Here is a 17,168-nt window from a genome sequence, read left to right as displayed (position 1 = left end):
ACGGATTAAGCAAGATTACATGTTTCTAATTTCTTCTATTTTTATAGTGATCAATTATACCTAAGTAATAATATTAATATTAAAAAGGATGGGTTTAGATTCAGTTGAATTGATTATGTCTGTTGAGGATAAATTTGGGATACGAATTGAAGATTCAGAGGCTGAAAAAATTTATACGGTGCAAGAGTTTGCCGATATTGTTTTCAGTAAAATAAGTTTTAATCCCACAAATAAATGTCTGAGCCAAATAGTATTTTTTAAAATCAGAAAAGCCTTGAGCACTTTGATTTCAGATGAAAAGAAAATTACGCCTAATATGAAGATTTTAGAATTTTTCAATTTATTAGAGCTAAAGGAGAAATGGTATCAATTTGAAATGCTTTTAGCTCTTAGATTGCCGCGATTAGTGGCACTTGATTTTAATCCAAATTTAGGCACGCACGTAAAAGTTTTTGGAATTAAAACCATAAAACGAGATACTCCTGTTTCTCAAGGCACGATCAAGCAACTTGTAGATTGGATAATCTCTTTGAACCGAGATGTTTTAATCGATATTGAAAAAATATCTAGTAAGTATGAAGTTGAACGTATTATTTGTGGAATGATAGAAGATAAAATAGGTGTTCCTATAAGCGAAATAGAAGTACATCATTCTTTTACTAATGATCTAGGGATAGATTAATGAACGTTTTACAAAAACAGATTCATAAAGAGAAAATAAACCTAAATTTAAATTTTTAGTATAAATTCTATAAATGTACTTCCAGGCCATCACAACTAATACTTCCCTAACTAATTTAAAGTATATTTTCAAGCTTATAATTATTTAAAATAGATATGATTTTTAAAAGGTTTTTGACGTCGTTCATTATTACTGTGGTATCTCAGTATGCTTTTGGTCAGCGTAATTATACACTTGAAATTGCTGATTCTACTCAATTTAATAGCATCAAACCTAAATTGAATGATAAGACAGACCTATGGTATCTCAAGGACATTTATGATGATGCTGTTATGGGAATTAGTTATAATAAAGCTATAAGATTTGGTCAAAATTTAAAATACAAGGAAAATATTACTGTAGCAGTACTAGATATGCCTGTTGATAGTGATCGACTTAGCCAAGAATTAAGTTTATGGATTAATACTGATGAAATACCCGATAATCAGAAGGACGATGATCTCAACGGGTACATTGATGATGTCAACGGTTGGAATTTTTTAGGAGAGGTTAGTGGAAATCAACAAATATTTGGTAAATATGATTACACGCGCATTCTAGACAAATACTTGTCACCTTTACCTATTTATAAATTGCAATCACTTGACAGCATAAATTCCTACAGTGATAACAAAGACCTCGTACGTGCGTCAAAACGCTATATTGAAAAAATAAATTATGCTAATGAAGAAGTGGCCTATGCAGAAATGATTGAACGTATATTGTACGATAGTAGAATAATCTTGAAAGACTATTTATCTAAAAATTATTCTTTAAATGAGTTGGATAGTTTGAAGCCTATATTTAAAGAAGATACGCTGATGAGCAATTCCATTTTAAGACTATATAATTTCAAAAAGTATGGTTTTACAGAGTCCTACATAAGAGATTACTATTTTAAAGCAAAGGGTAGATTAAATTTTCTCTTAAATCCACAGTATGAGGATAGAATTCTATTGGCGGACGACCGATTGAATACTACGACTGCAAAGCCAACATTCACCCAGGGTAACGCTAAGCTGAATAATGCTATTCATTATTTAGACCATGGAGCTTTAATGACAAATTTTATATCAGATCGAAAAATCAATAACGATATTACGCTCAAAATAATGCCACTGGTGGTTTCATCTCTAGGAGATGAATACGATAAGGATATTTATAATGCCATAAAATATGCAGTAGACAATGGGGCTCGAGTAATAAATATGAGTTTTAGTAAAAATTTTTCTACAAATCCGGAAATAATTAAAACTATTATTGAATATGCTAATGATCACAATGTTTTGATTGTAACTTCAGCCGGAAATGACGGTGTAGATATAGATATAGAGGAAAATAAAATATACCCAAATGATGAAAGTTACCCCGTAAATAATTTTATAGTTGTTGGATCTACAGCTGTACAAATCAATAATAATTTGGTCTCCAAGTTTTCTAATTATGGAAAAATGAATGTAGACTTATTTGCACCAGGAGAGCGCATACTTATTACTAATTCCAATAGAGATTATGAGATCCAATCTGGTACTTCGGTGAGTACAGCTCTTGTAAGTAAGACTATAGGATTAATTTTATCATATTTCCCCGATTTAACGGCCAAAGAGGTTAAGGAAATTTTACTTAGTTCGGTAACCAAAATTAAGGGAGAGGTATCATTAGGTCTAAAACAAAATAAAAAAAACCAAAATTTTGAACGAGTTTCTCAATCGGGAGGTATACTTAATGCATACAATGCACTTAAATTGGCTAAAGAAGTGTCTTCATCAAAATAAATTTATAAGGTAATTAAATCGGTAATTATTTTGAAAGCTCATAGCTACGAATCGTTTTAAAACTCTAATTGTTTTGCAGGTAGCAATTTTAATTTTGCCTCAGTAATCTTTAAAACTTCTCAACTTGCAGCAATGGAACAACTGATAGAATACATATTTCAATTTGGAAACCTTACTGCCCAACAGATCAGTTTCATTGAAGAACAAACTGAAGTAGTAGAACTTAAAAAAGGTTCTTATTTTTCAAAAGCAGGTAAAACACCAGGAGAGGTTGCTTTTGTCGTAGATGGAGTTTTTAGAGGCTGGTATTATGATAAGCAGGGAGAAGAAGTTACACGTTGCTTTATTCAAGAGAAAAGTATCATGTGTGATTATATAAATTTTGAAGCCCAAACGGCATCATCAGAATATATCCAAGCTTGTACTGATAGCAAGCTCTTAGTCTTTTCTAAACAATCATGGGAAGAGCTTTCACAAATCATGAAACCCTGGGATGCTATAAAGAGCAAGATGGTACAATTGTGTATGCATCAAAAGTCTAGAAAAAATCCTGTTATTTCTCAAGACGCCACTACTCGCTATTTAGAGTTTCTAGATAATCACCCTTATTTAGTCAATCGTATTCCACTAGCTTATGTAGCGTCCTATTTAGGTGTAACCCAACAATCACTTAGTCGTATTAGGAAAAGCCTTAGCTAAAAATGCTTTTTACCATATGGTAAATCCAGTCTCCTCAAATCGATAGAGCTTTGTTCATAATTAAGAAAGCAGTAAAATGAAGAAAGTATTTATCACTGGAGCAAATAAAGGAATTGGTTTTGCTACAGCTAAGTTATTATTACAAAAAGGATATTATGTGTATTTGGGCAGTAGAAATTTTCACAACGGAATTTCAGCAATCCAAGAGCTTAAAGCAGATGGTTTAAAGAATGTAGAATGCGTGCAGATTGATGTCACCAAGGATAGTTCGGTTAAATCAGCTCGTGAGCTTCTTAGTAAAAAGACAGATGTACTTGATGTTTTAATTAATAATGCAGGTATTAACGGGGGGAATGAACCTTATACTGCGCTTACGGCTAAACCAGATGAGTTTCAAGCTGCATTTGAGGTCAATGTCATAGGGGTATCTAGGGTTACTCAAGCTTTTATGAGTTTTCTAACTAATTCTGAAGCTCCTCGAATAGTAAACTTGAGTACGAGCGTAGGTTCGCTTACCTTACAAAGTGACACCAACTGGCCGGCTTATGACCACGCTAAATACGCTGTTTATGCAGCTTCTAAAGCCGCTTTAAATATGTACACGGTACATTTAGCTTATGAGTTGCAGCATACCAATTTTAAGGTGAATGCAGTATGCCCGGGTCTTACTGCTACAGATTTTACCTTTGGAAATGGGGGAGATGTAGAAATTGCGGCAAGAAGAGTAGTTCGATATGCAACACTTGATAAAAGTGGACCAACAGGAAAATTTTTTAGCGAAGAAACAAATCCTGAAACCTTAATGATTCCTTGGTGATTTAAAATAAAGCGCCGAACCAAAATTGAAATAAAGCGATTATGCTATAGCTCTAGTACTTGTTAAGATAAAAAGAGGAAAGTTTAGGTGTTTTTTGATCTCAAGAAACGTGGTAGATGGTAAGACTAAAGTTTCAGTGAAATTCAGTATTTAGGAATTCGTAGCGGGTGAGCTAAATAACATGATTCTAAGCCCCCTACGACCGTAAATGAGGTAAAGTTTTTATCGTTCAGCAAAGAAAATACTTTGTTTTTAAATAGTATTTTTGGTCAATTCACATCCTAGAATGAGTACCGAAGTTCCAAAAAGATTTGATAGAATCATAGCTATTCTCATACAGCTTCAATCAAAACGTATCGTAAAAGCGCAAGAGTTGGCCGATCGTTTTGAGGTAAGTCTACGTACCATTTACCGAGATATACGAACTATCGAGGCTTCGGGTGTACCTATAACCAGTGAAGCGGGTATAGGATATTCAATAATGGAAGGCTATCGTTTACCTCCTGTTATGTTTACCAAAGAGGAAGCCGGGAGTTTTGTAGCTGCTGAAAAACTTATGCAAAAGTTCACTGATAAAGGACTTGGATCTTATTTTGAATCAGCAATGTTCAAGTTAAAATCGGTCCTGAAAGGTGATGAAAAGGACTGGGTCGCATCTATTGAATCACAGATTCTTATAGACCCTGAACAAACCTTATTTAATTCACATGTTCCGGATGCCTTAGAAATCATTTTTGAGAGCATTGCAGAGAAAAAGCAAGTACAACTCACTTATCTCGCACAAGATGCAGACAGTCCAACACAACGTACAATAGAACCTGTAGGTTTGTTTCACGAGGCTAATTTTTGGTATATGCTGGCTTATTGTCATTTAAGAATGGACTACAGACAATTCAGAATGGATAGAATTCAAAAGATTTTACGTTCCCAAAATAGCTTCACAAAAAAGCACAATTCAGTAGAGCGTTATTTAAAAAATAATGTTGAAGAATCTGATGTTGAGGTACGAATTCGGGTAGATAAAAGCATCGTTAACTACATTCGTAGTGGACGCAAGTTTTACGGCTTTATATCTGAAGAAGACTTGGGTGATCAGGTAGAAATGGTCTTTAAACCCCGAAATATAGAAGATGGTTTTGCAAGATGGTATATGATGTTTGGAGATTATGCTAAGATTATAGAACCACCGGAGTTAAAAGACAGGATTAATGCTTTATCTAAAGCTATTTTAGCTAATAATTAGAGAGTACATAGATTTTTGAACTAATGATTAAGAATGTAATTTTTGATCCAAAACTACATTCTTAATCATTAAAGTAAAGTTCTTAATGCAGTTCCTCACAGAGGAAGCCTTGCTTTTGCAAGGTGTCACAAACGCTTGTTGCTTCTAAATGTTTAGTCTCTATCCTTAGAATATTATCACAATCTTCAAGATCAAAGTTCCAAACATCAGCATTAGGTGTTAATGCATTTAAAACAGGTTGTAACTGTTTGATGTCTTTTTCTTGATGTACTGAAGTCTTAAATACCAATACTTTTTTCATAACCAAAGGTATTAGCGTTCCCAAAAGAAGGGCGGTTCTATACCAAGACTCCTCAAATACACATAACCTTGTCCACGATGATGAATTTCGTTATCAATAAAATATAAAATAGAAGATATCACCGTACCCTCGTATTGACCAAAGGTTTTAATAGTTTTTGAAAAGCTGTCTAAAGCTATTTGCGGAAAATACATATTAATCGCTACAGTAGTCTCGTCCCATAGTTTTAGGAGTAGGTCTTTTTTATTTTGGTGATCAATATGCTCTTGGAATTCTTGGGTCTGACCGGTGACAATTTCTTTTAATCCCGGTCCCGCGATAGCCAAAAGTTCAGTCGTCATTTCTGCAAAAGTGCGCATACCACCAATGCTATACTTAAAAAAATGATCTTCCGGGAACACTTCAATAAGCTTACGTGTAAGATTGCGATGTCCTTGCCAGTGCGCTAATAATTCATCTGATGTAAGTACTTGATTTTGCTCCAAGTGTGATTGTTGAATACTCATAATTTAAAATATTAGGTTGTTTTTATATTTAAATCAAAAGTATTGAGGCAGGGTGACAAGGGTTTGTCAGTAGCAAAATAGCTCAGCTAATTTTTATTTATAAAAAGGTCTGTTCTAAAAAGATTAGGGTACAAACTTTAATCTTTAAATGAGAATCATATAAAGCGGTTGAATTTTGACTAGAGGATATTCCAGAATCAAATTATAGAATGCCAGTGAGTAGAACAGGCTCAGGCAAAAACCTACCCATCACTCTTCGATCTTATATGCACAGCGGCGTGCACCTTCTAGAATGTGGTGTACGCGTTTGATCTGAACGTTTTCTCCAAGTATAGTTTTAAAAGTTTTAAGCTCAGATTTACAGAATCCCTGGCAGGTTTTTGCTGCTTCACAAATAGGGCAATGGTTCTCAATAAGCATAAAGCTCCCATCTTCATCCTTTTCAAATCGAGCCATATAGCCTTCAGAAGTTCTAATGGCTGCTAGCTTTGTAAGCTTATCTTCAAGACTGTCATCGGCATTAATTTGATCTTTATATCTCAAAATATTGTCTTGACCAGCGGCATAGATAATTTCGTTTAAAGCTTCCTCACCAAGATTCTGTTTGATTTTTTCTATCAATTTTACGGTAAGCCCAGAATGTGTATCAGGAAAACGTGCGTGACCTTTTGCCGTAAGCGACCACACCTGCTGAGGTCTTCCGCGACCTTTTGATCTGCTTTCAGATTTTATCAGTCCTTCATTAGATAATTTTAATAGCTGAAAACGTGCGCCTTCAGTGGTAACGCCGAGCTCATTTGCTATTTCTTTTATCGTTTGTTCGCCCTTAGTTTTAAGTATCGAAACCGCCTTTTCGTTATCTGAAATGTTATTTTCCATAATAAACAAAGTAATTATTTGGTTTATTATTCAAAAGTACTACTTTTGTAATGTAATTAAAAGTTTAATTTTCAAAACTACAAAGATATGAGTTATCAATTGCCGGCATTACCTTATGCCTATGTTGCATTAGAACCCTATATAGATGCAGCTACGATGGAAATTCATCATACAAAGCATCATCAAGGCTATACCACTAAACTCAACGCTGCTTTGGAAGAAGCAGAACTTATAGATGAGGACTTAGAAGACCTTTTTACATAGGTCTCAGAACTTCCTAAAGGAATTAGAAATAATGGAGGAGGATATTATAACCACAAGCTATTCTGGACCATTTTAAGTCCTAAGGGTGGCGGCGAGCCAACAGGAGCAGTAGCAAAAGCAATTAACGATGCTTACGGTTCTTTTGAAGCGTTTAAAGATGCTTTTGATGCTGCAGCTGCAACGCGTTTTGGTTCTGGATGGGCGTGGCTCATCGTAGGAGAAGACAAAAAAGTAAAAGTGACTTCTACTCCTAATCAGGACAATCCATTAATGGATGTTGCTGATGATAATGGTACTCCAATTTTGGGATTAGACGTTTGGGAGCACGCCTACTACCTAAACTATCAAAATAAGCGACCTGAGTATATTGGTGCGTTCTGGAAACTTGTAAACTGGGACGAAGTAGAGAAACGCTACCAGGAAGCAATAAAATAAGTTCACTATCCTATAAATTCGGTGAGTTCAAAAAGCCGGATTTAATTCTTTTTAAATCACGAAAAACCGTGTAATCAAAAAACAGTTTGTTTTCTTGACAGCCACTCCTATGTGTTTTTCGAACCTAAACACCTAAGAAAATGATAAACTATAACAACAGGATCAGCTTTTTGATGCTCATCCTTTTTGGAGCTTTGTGGTCTTCCTGTAAAGAAGAAAGCAGCCAGAATATGGCGCAGGCTGTTCCGCAATATCCGGTTTTAAAAATTACAGAAGCGCCAACTACACTTCAGCGAAAATATCCTGCGGTTATTCAAGGGGAAGAAGATATTGAAATTCGTCCCAGAATTGATGGCTATTTACAGAAGATCTATGTTGAAGAAGGAAGCCGAGTAAAAAAGGGAGATCTTCTCTTTAAGATTGATGCTCCGCAGTATAACGAAGTGGTAAAAGCCGCACAATCTGCTGTTAAAAATGCCGAATTAAAAGTTCAAAAAGCTACTCCGCTTGTAGAAGAAGGCATTATAAATCAATACGAACTGGATGCTGCTAAACTAGATCTGGAAGCACAAAGAGCTTCTTTAGCTCAGGCGCAGGCCAATCAGGGATATACGTTCATTAAAAGTCCGGTTGATGGAGTTGTTGGTGCAATTCCGTATCGTACAGGAAGTTTGGTAAGTCCGCAAGTAGTCGCGCCGTTAACCGTAGTTTCTGACATCGATAATGTGAAAGTCTATTTTTCTATGGACGAAAAAGAATATTTAGAATTTTACGCTGATCACGAAGGAAACTCGGTTGATGATAAACTGAAATCTTTCCCTAAAGTGAAGCTTCAGCTTTCAGACGGTAGTATCTTAGAAAGCGAAGGTGAAATTACAGCGATTAGCGGATTATTAAATCAGCAAACAGGATCGGCACGACTTACCGCGGTTTTTCCAAATGCCAATCAGAGAATACGTAGTGGTGGTAGTGGAAAAATCCTTATTCCGCAGGCATTTTCTTCAGCAATAATGGTTCCGCAGAAATCTACTTTCGAACTTCAGGATAAACGAATGGTCTATAAAGTAAAAGACGATCGCGTTTTTACTTCAGAAATTAAAACGATGCCAACCACCGTAGACAACAAATTTGTGGTAACCGAAGGACTTTCAGAAGGAGATATCATCGTTTTTGAAGGCGCAGGAACACTTCGCGACAGCCTTCAAATTAAACCGAATATCATTACCCAGTAAATTATTTGAAATACGATTAAGTGTTTGATTGCTATGTTTTTTACATAGTCGATCCTGGATGCTTATTGTCTTAAATTTAAAAATATGTTACAAAAATTTATAAGTAAACCAGTGCTTTCTACGGTGATATCGATCATCATCGTGATCCTGGGATTGCTGGGATTGTTTACCCTTCCTATCTCGCAATATCCCGATATCGCACCGCCTACGGTAGAAGTGACTGCCTCTTACCAGGGAGCGAATGCAGATGTGGTTAGAAATAGTGTTTTGATCCCTTTAGAAGAACAAATTAATGGGGTAGAAAATATGCAGTATATGACCTCTACCGCGGGTAACGATGGTAGTGCAACGATCACGATCTATTTCGATTTGGGTACAGATCCAGACCTGGCTGCTATGAACGTTCAAAACCGGGTGAATAAAGCCAATAGTTTATTGCCAGAAGAGGTGATTAGAGCGGGAGTTTCTACCAGTAAAAAGCAAACCAGTCTGGTGTATATTTTTAGTTTGCATAGTACCAAAGACACCTACGATCAAAACTTTTTGCAGAATTATGTAAACCTGAATATCCTTCCAAAACTGAAACGTGTAAACGGAATTGGCGATGCCTTTATCTACGGGGCTCGTGATTACTCGATGCGGATTTGGCTGAAGCCAGATGTGATGGCTTCTTATGGTTTAGTTCCTAATGATGTGATCGCAAAATTACGCCAGCAAAACATTGAAGCGGCTCCGGGTAAGTTTGGTGTGAATGGCGATCAGGCTTTTCAATACACTATCAAATATAAAGGACGATTACAAACCGCATCAGAGTTTGGAAATATCATTGTACGAGCCGATAAAGATGGGCATATTTTGCGATTAGACGATATTGCAAAAGTAGAATTGGGTGCTTTAAGTTATGGCAGTAGCACCACAACTCAGGGTTATCCAAGTACTTCGATTGCGGTGAGTCAAACAGCAGGTTCTAATGCATATGAATTGATCAACGAATGCCAGCGCATTATTGAGGAGAGTTCTAAAGATTTTCCTTCAGGAATTGAGTATTCACCGTTTTTGAATGCCAACGAATTTTTAAATGCTTCCATAGAAAAAGTGGAGCACACACTTATCGAAGCCTTTATTTTGGTATTTATCGTGGTGTTTATCTTTTTACAGGATTTTAGATCTACGTTAATCCCGGCGATCTCGGTTCCGGTGGCAATTGTAGGAACCTTCTTTTTCCTAAAAGTTTTTGGATTTACAATTAACCTACTTACACTTTTCGCACTGGTGCTCGCTATTGGTATTGTTGTAGATGATGCAATTGTGGTCGTCGAGGCAGTTCACGCTAAGTTAGATGAAGGTGCAAAATCTGCTAGAAAAGCAACGCTGAGTGCAATGAGCGAAATTAGCAGTGCGATCGTTTCGATCACGCTTGTGATGGCCGCCGTGTTTGTGCCGGTATCTTTTATTGGTGGTTCAGCTGGAGTTTTTTATAAGCAATTTGGTCTTACACTGGCAATTGCTATTGTAATTTCTGCAGTAAATGCCTTAACGCTGAGTCCTGCTTTGTGTGCGATTTTCTTAAAACCACATTCTGAAGATCATCATAAAAGGAAGACCGGAATTCAACGTTTTTATGCAGGATTTAATATTGCCTTTAATGCGATCACCGCAAAATATGTAAAAGGAGTTCAGTTTTTACTGAAAAGAAAATGGCTGGCTTTGGGAAGTATTGCAGCATTTTCTGTGTTATCGTGGTTCCTGATCAAAAATACACCTACAGGATTTGTTCCTGCGGAAGATAGTAGAGCCATCTTCGGAAATGTGATCTTACCACCATCAGCTTCTCTAGAAAGAACCGAAGCTTTAACCGATCAAATCGATAGTATTATTAGAACGGTTCCTGAAGTTGAATCTTCAACCAGAATGGCGGGGCAGGATCTTATTAGTGGTGCCGGTGGTTCTTACGGTGCATTTTTCATTCGTTTAAAAGATTGGGAAGAACGTGCTGGTGAAGGCCAGGATATCGAAAGTGTAGTGAATAATTTATTCAATAAGACTTCTGGAATAAAAGGAGCCAATATCATCTTCTTTGCAGCGCCTACGCTTCAGGGATTTGGAAACACAAATGGATTTGAGTTCAATCTTCAGGATAGAACAGCAAACGATATGGATCAGTTTAGCGGTGTGGTGCAAAATTATTTGGGAGCGATAAACCAACGTCCCGAGATCTTATATGCGACCACTTCGTTTAATAACAATTTCCCACAATTTGAGCTGGAAGTTGATATCGCTAAATGCGAAATGGCAGGGATCACGCCAGATCAGGTGTTAGCCGTAATGCAAGGATATTATGGCGGAATTTACGCTTCAGATTTTAACCGGTTTAATAAACAATATCGTGTTATGGTTCAATCTGATCCTGTGTTTAGTGCCAAACCAGAAGATCTTCACGCAGTGATGGTAAAAACCGTTCAGGGAGAAATGGTGCCCATTACGCAGTTTGTAACGCTTAAAAAGGTTTATGGATCTGAATTTATTAGACGTTTCAACTTGTATACGTCAGCAAATGTAACGGGTGTTCCGGCGCCGGGTTACAGTTCGGGTGATGCGGTGAAAGCGATTCAGGAAGTTGCCGATGAGAATTTACCAAAACAATTTGGATATGAGTTTGCCGGTTTAAGTAGGGAAGAGGTAAGTAGTGGTAGCCAGACGGTTTACATTTTTATACTTTGTCTGGTATTTGTGTACTTTTTACTGGCTGCTCAATACGAGAGCTATATTCTACCATTTTCGGTATTGTTGCCTTTACCTTTCGGACTTTCAGGAGCCTTTTTATTCGCAAAATTATTCGGGATCGATAACAATATTTTCCTTCAGATCAGTTTGATAATGCTTATTGGTCTGCTCGCAAAAAACTCGATCCTAATTGTCGAATTTGCCCTTATGCACCGTAAAAATGGGGAAAGCTTATTTACTTCAGCAGTTGAGGGAGCACGCGCACGTTTACGACCTATTTTGATGACTTCATTTGCTTTTATTTTCGGATTAGTGCCGTTGATGTTGGCTTCTGGAGCAGGAGCAGTAAGTAACCGATCTATCGGTACAGCCGCAGTTGGTGGAATGCTTACCGGGACTTTATTCGGAATTTTTGTGATCCCGGCGCTCTTTATGCTTTTCCAGTCTTTACAGGAAAAAGTAAGTGGTAAACCTGCAACTAATGAAGAATAAATTTAATGTTATGAGATCTAATATCATTTATATATACGCCTTCAGTCTTAGTTTTCTTTTGGTTTCCTGCGGAATAACCAAAGATTACGAAAAACCGGAAGCAGATACTGAGGCACTTTTCAGAAAAGAAATGGCAGCTGAAGTTGAAGTGCCGGAAGCACCTTTGATGCATTGGGATCAATTCTTTTCAGATCCTTATCTGCTGAATTATATTGAAGAAGGTTTAACTGAAAATTATAGTCTAAAGAATGCGATACAGCGTGTAAACAGCGCCAATGCTTTGCTGAAGCAGAGTAAAAAAGCATTCTTACCCAGTTTGGAAGGAAGTGCATCTGTGGCTAAATCTCGATTATCTTACACTCAAGGATTTGGATTTATTAAGGATGTAACGCAATACGACCTTGGGATTTCGACTTCCTGGGAAGCTGATGTTTGGGGGAAATTGAGTAGCGCAAAACGTGCCAGTTTAGCTGCGCTTTTGCAAACTCAGGCTTCTAAACAAGCAATCGAATCACAGCTCGTAGCCAATATTGCGATAAATTACTATCAATTAATTGCTCTGGATAAGCAACTGGAAACTTTAGAAGAAACTGCGGAAAACCGAAAATTTTATGTAGCAACGATGAAGAAGCTTAAAAGCTCAAATATGGTTAACGGTGCTGCCGTGGTGCAAAGCGAAGCCAACCAATATGAAGCCGAACTTTTAATTCCAGATGTGAAACAGCAAATTAGAGAAATTGAAAATGCGTTGTCGATTTTACTGGCTAGAAAGCCAGGTGAAATTCAGCGTAGCGGTTTTGATGATTTTGCTGAAATGAATATGCCTGAACTTTCGATAGGAGATCCTGCAGATCTAATGGCAAATCGCCCAGATGTGATGCAGGCCGAACTGGAGTATCGTCGTGCGTTCGAATTAACCAATGTTGCAAGAACACAGTTCTATCCTTCATTTGGACTTTCAGGAAGTGCCGGGTTTTCAAGTTTTGAGTGGGACGATCTTTTTACTAAAAACATAGGGCTTTTTGGGAATATCGCTGCCGGTTTAATGCAGCCGATATTCAACAAGGGGATCAATAAAGCGAATTTAGCAACGGCCAAAGCCGAGCAACAAATCGCCTTTAATAATTTTCAGGAAGCTTTGCTGGATGCCGGGAAAGAAGTTTCAGATGCAGTGTTTGCTTTTAAAACAGCCAACTCTAAGATTAGTAAACGCGCTTTGCAGTTAGAAGCCTTGAATAAGTCGGTTGATTATACGAAAAAGTTACTTCAGTATAATTCGCAAACCAATTATACCGATGTGCTAACGGCTGAGCAAAGTTTGCTGCGTGCCGAGATCAATAACATCAATGATGTTCTGGCGGAAAAACTGGCGCTAATCGATCTTTACAAAGCTCTGGGCGGCGGTTGGAATAGCGAGAATGCCGAGATTATTTCCGAAGAAAATAAAAATCAGGTTAAAAATTAACCAATATAAACTTGATGTGGGATGGTAAAATCTTATCACCATATTAACCTTGTTAATGATGCCTCATTTTTGATCAATTCTAAAGAATCAATCTTAGAGGCGTCATTAAAAAAAGACATTCCATTTTGCTGCGAATGCGGGGGCAAAGCCAGATGTTCTACCTGCAGGATCTTAATTGTGAAGGGCGAAGAAAATCTTTCAGAAATAAATGCTGCGGAAGCAAAACTGAGAACCTACTTTGAGCTTCCTAAAAATGTTCGATTGGCTTGCCAGGCCTATGTAAAATCGGGTTCAGTAAAAATAAAACGGATTATGAACGACGAAAGTGATTACCCGTTATACCTTAGAAATAAGCTGAATAAAAACGAGAATATAGGTAGAGAATTACGCTTGTGTTTGCTGTTTTTAGACGTTCGGAATTTTACGCCTTTTGCCGAGCAGCATCTGGCTTTTGATGTGATTCATATTATACGAAAACTGTTCTTTAATTTCGAAAAGATCATTCAGCAATTTGAAGGAAAAATTATAGAAACTAATGGCGACGGACTGTATGTTGCTTTTGGATTTGAAAAAACGACCAAAGCCAGTGTCCTTGATACCGTAAACTGTGGTTTTGCGATCCTGAAGGAATTAAAACGCCTAAATACTGAATATTTTCTGCGCTATTTTAATGAAGAGATCGAAGTTGGGATTGGCGCTCATCTGGGAAAAGTCGCCACCGGTGATTTATTGCTTGAAAATAGACCGCATCAAATCGTGATGGGCTATGCGGTGAATGTTGCTGCGAGAATTCAGGAATTAACCAAAAAGCTAGACAATAGTTTTGTGATTTCTGAAGCGGTTTATGAACTATTGGATACTCCTCCAGAAGCTGAAGTTTCTAGCGAGAAGATGAAAGGTGTAAAAGAAGCCTTCAGATTGTATAAAATAGGAGAACATTTTCAGTATAAAAAAGAGAAATGAAAAGTTGATTCACAAGATGAATCAGTTGAAACGAATTCTAAAAAATGAAAGTTTTAATATTTAACGGCACACTCAATAAAGCAAGCGATACGTCGCAGGAAATTGCGAATTATTTAAAGGAATACTTGCTGCAGTTGGGAGCAACGCCCGTAATTTTTAATTTATCTGAATATGATATTCCCTTTTTTGAGGAAGATTTTTCAGAAGTTCCAGATTCGGTGACAAAAATGTTGCAAGTTTTTAAAGAATACGACCGGCACATTTGGCTTAGTCCGTTATACCACGGCGGAATGGTTGGCGCGATGAAAAATTGCCTGGACTGGCTAATTTTGAGTTCAAATGACGAAAATCCGTATTTAACGCATAAAATTATTGCGGTCATTTGCTGGGGTTATGGCGCAAATGCTTCAACCGGGATCGATAGTTTAAGAAATATTGTCGCCACTTTGCGTGCCTGGGCATTGCCGTATAGCGTCCCTATCGCAAGAGAATATTTATATGAAGAAGAGCGATTTTCGATAATCTACGAAGAAAAATTTCAGCGCATAAGTGAGCTTTTGCTTCGATCACAAATAACTGTAGTATAGCTTTTAAGCGACTAGTTAGATTAAAAGCTGAGATGCTCTCATTCTTTCCATTCCATTTTGAAAACCAAGTAAGTCCTAAAATCGTACATAGCGTGGTGATTAGTTTCACCATCGGTTTTTGAATTCGTGAGAAATGTAAGTTTCTGTGGGTATTCAAAAATTGAACTTGATTTTTAACGTATTCAATTTCACATATGCACGAAATTACCCTAAGTCTGCGCAATGTAGGAGAAAGCAAAACGAGTAGAATTAGTTATTTAACTCCCAGTTTTCCACAAAATGTTCAAGAATTGATTCTGGACCGTTACAGGGCTGAAGAAGAACAATGTAAAATCGATAATTCCCTTGTATCGCTTTCTTCATTTTTAAAAACAACTGGAATAGACTCTAAATTTGATCGTGATGATCTCGTAACGGGCTTTGAAAGAGGAGTATATTTAATTTTTGTAGATGGCTTTTTAATAAAGTGTCTTTCTCATCCCATAAAAGTGACCGAAGATCTTGACATTACAATCATTAAAATGACATTTTATAATTGATAGGTTAAATACTGAGGTTTAGTACCTAAGTCTGTTTCTAATTTTAAATCGCTCAATTTCTGTTTGTTATCTTTTTGTTACTTTGTACAAAAGGTTTAACTAAATGATACATAGGATCGTAATTATTGGGTGGCTACTGCTTAGTTCAGTGCTCTTAGGCTGTAAAGACAAAAATGAATCGCGAAGTCATGAACAACTTGAGACGTTGCAACCTATCGAGATTGCAGATAATGCGCATTTTTTTAAAAGAGCAAATGGTGATCCCTTCTTTTGGCTGGGCGATACCGCTTGGTTACTATTAAAAAAATTAGACCGAGAAGCTATTTCTGCATACTTTGATGACCGTAAGAAAAAAGGTTTTAATGTCATTCAAGTGATGGTGCTGCATACATTAGATGTAGAAAATGTATATGGTTCAAAGGCGTTGATTGAGGATCAAATAAACACTCCCAAAGTGATAGCGGGTGATAGTCTAAATACAGCTTCGTATGACTATTGGGACCATATGGCTTATGCAATTGATCTTGCAGAGCAAAAAGGTTTATATGTGGCGCTAGTTCCGGTTTGGGGTGGGAATGTGAACTCTGGTAAAGTGTCTGTAGCACAAGCAGAAGAATATGGACGGTTTTTAGGAAACCGATTTAAAAATAACAATATAATTTGGCTTAATGGGGGAGATACTTTTGGTAATCAGTATATCGAAGTATGGAATGCTTTGGGGGCGAGTATTCACGCGGAAACACCACAGCTTTTACAAACTTTTCATCCGCGAGGCAGACAGCAATCTTCAGATTGGTTTCATACAGCATCTTGGTTAGATTTTAATATGTTTCAGTCGGGGCACAGAACCTATGATCAGGATGATTCTGAAAAAGGTTTTGGCGAAGATAATTGGCGTTATGTAACTGTAGATTACCATTTAGAACCAACAAAGCCTACACTCGATGGTGAACCCTCTTACGAAGGAATTCCTCAAGGTCTACACGATACGTTACAACCTCTATGGAATGAAAATGATGTACGTAGATATGCATATTGGTCGGTTTTTGCCGGTGCTGCGGGTTTTACTTACGGACATAGTGCCATAATGCAGTTTTACACTGAAAAAGACGGCGAAGGTGCCTATGGAAATAAAATGGACTGGCAAGTAGCGCTTCAAGCCGCGGGAGCAGGGCAGATGCAATATCTTAAGCAATTGATGTTGTCTTACACGTATATGAGCAGAGTTCCTGATGAAGATTTAGTTGTAACTCAAGGTGAGCGGTACAATTATCTCGCGGCGACCCGCGGAGCAGATTATGTTATGATCTATACCTATACCGGTAGAACAATTGAAGTACATATGGGTAAAATTGAAGGCAATCAAGTAGACGCATTATGGTACAATCCAAAGGACGGAAGCAAGCTATCTATAGGTACATTCAAAAACGAAGGAATACAAGTGTTTGATCCGCCGGGCGAAATTCACGAGGGAAATGATTGGGTTTTATTGCTAGAATCAGCCTAATTGTTGAAAGTTTCAATTA

The 17,168-nt window shown here is 37.2% G+C and carries 15 protein-coding genes and 1 pseudogene; 13 read left to right on the top strand and 3 right to left on the bottom strand.

Annotation, left to right across the window (positions count from 1 at the left end; translation table 11 throughout):
* Positions 1-88: 88 nt before the first annotated feature.
* The 5 genes from WA338_RS00265 (at position 89) to WA338_RS00245 (ending at position 5,255) form a co-directional block, all read left to right on the top strand.
* Entirely contained in the window at positions 89-682 is a 594-nt protein-coding gene (locus tag WA338_RS00265; RefSeq protein WP_009780384.1) for a hypothetical protein, read from the top strand.
* A 155-nt stretch (positions 683-837) separates the two neighbouring features.
* Positions 838-2,496, top strand: a complete 1,659-nt coding sequence (locus WA338_RS00260; RefSeq protein ID WP_009780383.1) for a S8 family serine peptidase — start codon at positions 838-840, stop codon at positions 2,494-2,496.
* 132 nt (positions 2,497-2,628) lie between these two features.
* On the top strand, positions 2,629-3,195 hold the full coding sequence (locus WA338_RS00255; RefSeq protein ID WP_009780382.1) for a Crp/Fnr family transcriptional regulator: 567 nt from the start codon (positions 2,629-2,631) through the stop codon (positions 3,193-3,195).
* Between the two features lie 76 nt (positions 3,196-3,271).
* Positions 3,272-4,012 carry an SDR family NAD(P)-dependent oxidoreductase gene (locus tag WA338_RS00250; RefSeq protein WP_009780381.1) on the top strand — a complete coding sequence of 247 codons (741 nt, stop codon included), beginning with the start codon at positions 3,272-3,274 and terminating at the stop codon, positions 4,010-4,012.
* 286 nt (positions 4,013-4,298) lie between these two features.
* Positions 4,299-5,255, top strand: coding sequence for a helix-turn-helix transcriptional regulator (locus WA338_RS00245; protein ID WP_009780380.1), 957 nt, complete (start codon positions 4,299-4,301; stop codon positions 5,253-5,255).
* An 82-nt stretch (positions 5,256-5,337) separates the two neighbouring features.
* On the opposite strand, the gene WA338_RS00240 is transcribed toward WA338_RS00245, so the two are convergent.
* The 3 genes from WA338_RS00240 to WA338_RS00230 all read right to left on the bottom strand — a co-directional run bounded on the left by WA338_RS00240 (position 5,338) and on the right by WA338_RS00230 (position 6,941).
* A complete protein-coding gene (locus tag WA338_RS00240) occupies positions 5,338-5,556 on the bottom strand; it encodes a hypothetical protein (RefSeq protein WP_009780379.1) in 219 nt (72 codons plus the stop codon).
* An 11-nt stretch (positions 5,557-5,567) separates the two neighbouring features.
* Complete coding sequence (locus WA338_RS00235) at positions 5,568-6,062, bottom strand: DinB family protein (RefSeq protein ID WP_009780378.1); 495 nt, start codon at positions 6,060-6,062, stop codon at positions 5,568-5,570.
* Between the two features lie 249 nt (positions 6,063-6,311).
* Complete coding sequence (locus tag WA338_RS00230) at positions 6,312-6,941, bottom strand: helix-turn-helix transcriptional regulator (RefSeq protein WP_009780377.1); 630 nt, start codon at positions 6,939-6,941, stop codon at positions 6,312-6,314.
* An 87-nt stretch (positions 6,942-7,028) separates the two neighbouring features.
* On the opposite strand from WA338_RS00230, the pseudogene WA338_RS00225 reads away from it, so the two are divergent.
* The 8 genes and pseudogenes from WA338_RS00225 to WA338_RS00190 all read left to right on the top strand — a co-directional run bounded on the left by WA338_RS00225 (position 7,029) and on the right by WA338_RS00190 (position 17,149).
* Positions 7,029-7,640 (top strand): annotated as a pseudogene (locus tag WA338_RS00225) (superoxide dismutase).
* A gap of 140 nt (positions 7,641-7,780) precedes the next feature.
* Positions 7,781-8,872, top strand: coding sequence for an efflux RND transporter periplasmic adaptor subunit (locus tag WA338_RS00220; RefSeq protein WP_272987324.1), 1,092 nt, complete (start codon positions 7,781-7,783; stop codon positions 8,870-8,872).
* An 84-nt stretch (positions 8,873-8,956) separates the two neighbouring features.
* Positions 8,957-12,088 (top strand): efflux RND transporter permease subunit, encoded by a 3,132-nt coding sequence (locus WA338_RS00215; protein ID WP_272987326.1) that lies wholly within the window; start codon positions 8,957-8,959, stop codon positions 12,086-12,088.
* Between the two features lie 10 nt (positions 12,089-12,098).
* Positions 12,099-13,553, top strand: a complete 1,455-nt coding sequence (locus WA338_RS00210; RefSeq protein WP_272987328.1) for an efflux transporter outer membrane subunit — start codon at positions 12,099-12,101, stop codon at positions 13,551-13,553.
* 21 nt (positions 13,554-13,574) lie between these two features.
* The gene (locus WA338_RS00205; RefSeq protein WP_273006854.1) at positions 13,575-14,516 is read left to right on the top strand and encodes an adenylate/guanylate cyclase domain-containing protein; all 942 of its coding nucleotides are present in this window, start codon (positions 13,575-13,577) and stop codon (positions 14,514-14,516) included.
* Positions 14,517-14,560: 44 nt separating this feature from the next.
* Entirely contained in the window at positions 14,561-15,103 is a 543-nt protein-coding gene (locus WA338_RS00200; protein WP_272987331.1) for an NADPH-dependent FMN reductase, read from the top strand.
* 194 nt (positions 15,104-15,297) lie between these two features.
* On the top strand, positions 15,298-15,642 hold the full coding sequence (locus tag WA338_RS00195) for a hypothetical protein (RefSeq protein ID WP_272987333.1): 345 nt from the start codon (positions 15,298-15,300) through the stop codon (positions 15,640-15,642).
* Between the two features lie 103 nt (positions 15,643-15,745).
* The gene (locus tag WA338_RS00190) at positions 15,746-17,149 is read left to right on the top strand and encodes a glycoside hydrolase family 140 protein (RefSeq protein WP_272987334.1); all 1,404 of its coding nucleotides are present in this window, start codon (positions 15,746-15,748) and stop codon (positions 17,147-17,149) included.
* Positions 17,150-17,168 lie beyond the last annotated feature (19 nt).

The organism is Leeuwenhoekiella sp. CH_XMU1409-2, assembly GCF_037029365.1.
Lineage (GTDB): Bacteria > Bacteroidota > Bacteroidia > Flavobacteriales > Flavobacteriaceae > Leeuwenhoekiella > Leeuwenhoekiella blandensis.
Note: the sequence above shows the minus strand (reverse complement) of the source record. Positions and strands in the feature narration are given on the sequence as shown.

Excerpts from the sequence above, each read along its gene's own strand:
- WA338_RS00255 (WP_009780382.1), top strand. The coding sequence starts at position 2,629 with ATGGAACAACTGATAGAATACATATTTCAATTTGGAAACCTTACTGCC.
- WA338_RS00260 (WP_009780383.1), top strand. The coding sequence starts at position 838 with ATGATTTTTAAAAGGTTTTTGACGTCGTTCATTATTACTGTGGTATCT.
- WA338_RS00220 (WP_272987324.1), top strand. The coding sequence starts at position 7,781 with ATGATAAACTATAACAACAGGATCAGCTTTTTGATGCTCATCCTTTTT.
- WA338_RS00190 (WP_272987334.1), top strand. The coding sequence starts at position 15,746 with ATGATACATAGGATCGTAATTATTGGGTGGCTACTGCTTAGTTCAGTG.
- WA338_RS00245 (WP_009780380.1), top strand. The coding sequence starts at position 4,299 with ATGAGTACCGAAGTTCCAAAAAGATTTGATAGAATCATAGCTATTCTC.
- WA338_RS00265 (WP_009780384.1), top strand. The coding sequence starts at position 89 with ATGGGTTTAGATTCAGTTGAATTGATTATGTCTGTTGAGGATAAATTT.
- WA338_RS00210 (WP_272987328.1), top strand. The coding sequence starts at position 12,099 with ATGAGATCTAATATCATTTATATATACGCCTTCAGTCTTAGTTTTCTT.
- WA338_RS00250 (WP_009780381.1), top strand. The coding sequence starts at position 3,272 with ATGAAGAAAGTATTTATCACTGGAGCAAATAAAGGAATTGGTTTTGCT.
- WA338_RS00205 (WP_273006854.1), top strand. The coding sequence starts at position 13,575 with ATGGTAAAATCTTATCACCATATTAACCTTGTTAATGATGCCTCATTT.
- WA338_RS00240 (WP_009780379.1), bottom strand. The coding sequence starts at position 5,556 with ATGAAAAAAGTATTGGTATTTAAGACTTCAGTACATCAAGAAAAAGAC.
- WA338_RS00200 (WP_272987331.1), top strand. The coding sequence starts at position 14,561 with ATGAAAGTTTTAATATTTAACGGCACACTCAATAAAGCAAGCGATACG.
- WA338_RS00235 (WP_009780378.1), bottom strand. The coding sequence starts at position 6,062 with ATGAGTATTCAACAATCACACTTGGAGCAAAATCAAGTACTTACATCA.
- WA338_RS00215 (WP_272987326.1), top strand. The coding sequence starts at position 8,957 with ATGTTACAAAAATTTATAAGTAAACCAGTGCTTTCTACGGTGATATCG.
- WA338_RS00195 (WP_272987333.1), top strand. The coding sequence starts at position 15,298 with ATGCACGAAATTACCCTAAGTCTGCGCAATGTAGGAGAAAGCAAAACG.
- WA338_RS00230 (WP_009780377.1), bottom strand. The coding sequence starts at position 6,941 with ATGGAAAATAACATTTCAGATAACGAAAAGGCGGTTTCGATACTTAAA.